The sequence below is a fragment of the Burkholderia sp. Ac-20392 genome (genome assembly GCF_017104585.1).
GTDB classification, from domain to species: Bacteria; Pseudomonadota; Gammaproteobacteria; order Burkholderiales; family Burkholderiaceae; genus Burkholderia; species Burkholderia lata.
The window spans coordinates 1-2,030 of the sequence record NZ_JAAGPB010000904.1; the positions used below are offsets into that span (position 1 = coordinate 1).

The following is a 2,030-nucleotide window of genomic DNA, read 5'->3' on the forward strand; positions in this document are numbered from 1 at the left end:
CGCGGCCGCGAACAGATCATGCGCGTGCACCTGCGCAAGGTACCGATCTCGAACGACGTCGATGCGGCAGTCATCGCGCGCGGCACGCCGGGCTTCTCGGGCGCCGATCTCGCGAACCTCGTGAACGGGCATAAAAAACGGGGCATGAAGCCCCGTTTTCATTCCGGCGAACCGGATCGGATCTGGCGTGTGCTCAGACCGAGAACGACGAGCCGCACCCGCAGGTGGTGCTCGCGTTCGGGTTCTTGATCACGAACTGGGCGCCGTTGAGGTCGTCCTTGTAGTCGATCTCGGCGCCGACCAGGTACTGGTAGCTCATCGAGTCGATCAGGAGCTGGACGCCGTTCTTGTTCATCACGGTGTCGTCCTCGTTGACTTCCTCGTCGAACGTGAAGCCATACTGGAAGCCGGAGCAGCCGCCGCCCTGCACGAACACGCGCAGCTTCAGGTCGGGATTGCCCTCTTCGTCGATCAGTTGCTTGACCTTGTCGGCTGCGGCGTCGGTGAAGACGAACGGAACCGGCATTTCGGCCGTCGTTGCTGCGGATTCGGTAACAGCGTTCATTGCGAACTCTCCAAAAAGCTTTAGCCGCTATTGTAGGGCCGATCAGAAGATCGTGCTGAAGTCCATGAAATCAATAGGTTCTTGTCGATTTCATCAAACACGCCCGCGCGGGCCGCGGCAGCACGCGTCTGGAAACGGACATAAAAAAACCGCCAGCGCGAACACTGGCGGTTTTTCCGGCGGACGCCGCCCGGGAGCGGCGAGGCCATGAAGCAGAATTAACGCTTCGAGAACTGCTTTGCGCGACGTGCCTTGCGCAGACCAACCTTCTTACGCTCGACTTCACGTGCATCGCGCGTGACGAAGCCTGCGCTCGACAGCGACGGCTTCAGCGTCGCATCGTAGTCGATCAGTGCACGGGTGATACCGTGGCGCACTGCACCTGCCTGACCCGTTTCGCCGCCGCCGTTGACGTTGACCTTGATGTCGAACGTCTGGCCGTGGTTCGTGAGTTCCAGCGGTTGACGCACGATCATCAGCGACGTTTCGCGCGAGAAGTAGTCAGCGATGGGCTTGCCGTTGACGATGATGTCGCCCTTGCCAGCCTTGATGAAGACACGTGCGACTGCGCTCTTGCGGCGGCCCGTACCGTAGTTCCAGTTACCGATCATGTGGGCTCCCCTTAGATCTCGAGCGCCTTCGGCTGTTGAGCCGAATGCGGATGCGTAGCTTCAGCGTAGACCTTCAGCTTCTTGATCATCGCGTAGCCGAGCGGGCCCTTCGGCAGCATGCCCTTGACCGCCTTCTCGAGCGCGCGGCCCGGGAAGCGTTCTTGCATCTTGCCGAACGTCGTTTCATAGATACCGCCCGGGTAACCCGAGTGACGGTAGTACTTCTTGTCCAGAGTCTTGTTGCCCGTGACCTTCAACTTGCTTGCGTTGATGATGATGATGAAATCACCAGTGTCGACGTGCGGGGTGAACTCAGGCTTGTGCTTGCCGCGCAGACGGCGTGCCACTTCGCTGGCAACACGGCCGAGAACCTTATCCGTCGCGTCAATCACGTACCATTCGCGCGTCACCTCATGGGCTTTTGCGGAAAACGTCTTCATGATCGATCCAAAAAAATTGCTTTGCCCGATGTGTTCTTCCTGCTTGTCTGTGTGCGCTTCGAGGCGCGGTGCAGGCTCTCCCTGTTCTTTTTCCGTGGGCATGAATGCGGAAAAGCCCTGAATTATAAAGGAAATACGGCAACGCGGTCAAAGGGAATCCACATCCCGTGTCCACGGCGGCCGAAATGGGCCAAAATCCGTTCGTGCCCCGACAAGCCAGGCGAACCGAGCGCCCGGGGAGGCACCCATCGACGCGCGGCACATGACCATCCCGCGCCAGACCGGCCGAATCTGGAAAACAACAAACAAGCATGATGAATCAACGACTTACGCCCTTCCTCGCGGCCGCGCTGCTGGCCGCCGCGGCGCCCGCAGTCGCCGCCCGCGCCGACTGCGAAGCCAAGCTCGACGCAC

At 60.1% G+C, this 2,030-nt stretch carries 3 protein-coding genes and 1 pseudogene; 1 reads left to right on the forward strand and 3 read right to left on the reverse strand.

Annotation, left to right across the window (positions count from 1 at the left end; genetic code table 11):
• Positions 1-126, forward strand: a pseudogene (locus G3N99_RS39545) (hypothetical protein); the annotation flags it as partial.
• Positions 127-193: 67 nt separating this feature from the next.
• Here the strand turns inward: G3N99_RS39545 and erpA are convergent.
• From erpA to rplM, 3 genes are all read right to left on the reverse strand, one after another.
• Positions 194-565, reverse strand: coding sequence for an iron-sulfur cluster insertion protein ErpA (erpA, locus tag G3N99_RS39550; RefSeq protein WP_011350956.1), 372 nt, complete (start codon positions 563-565; stop codon positions 194-196).
• A 218-nt stretch (positions 566-783) separates the two neighbouring features.
• Positions 784-1,176: a 30S ribosomal protein S9 gene (gene rpsI / locus G3N99_RS39555; protein WP_006476904.1), complete on the reverse strand. Its 393-nt coding sequence runs from the start codon at positions 1,174-1,176 to the stop codon at positions 784-786.
• Positions 1,177-1,187: 11 nt separating this feature from the next.
• On the reverse strand, positions 1,188-1,616 hold the full coding sequence (gene rplM / locus G3N99_RS39560; RefSeq protein ID WP_009687896.1) for a 50S ribosomal protein L13: 429 nt from the start codon (positions 1,614-1,616) through the stop codon (positions 1,188-1,190).
• Positions 1,617-2,030 lie beyond the last annotated feature (414 nt).

What these genes read in the sequence shown, in the direction of transcription:
- erpA (WP_011350956.1), bottom strand. Translation starts at nt 565, where the DNA reads ATGAACGCTGTTACCGAATCCGCAGCAACGACGGCCGAAATGCCGGTT.
- rpsI (WP_006476904.1), bottom strand. Translation starts at nt 1,176, where the DNA reads ATGATCGGTAACTGGAACTACGGTACGGGCCGCCGCAAGAGCGCAGTC.
- rplM (WP_009687896.1), bottom strand. Translation starts at nt 1,616, where the DNA reads ATGAAGACGTTTTCCGCAAAAGCCCATGAGGTGACGCGCGAATGGTAC.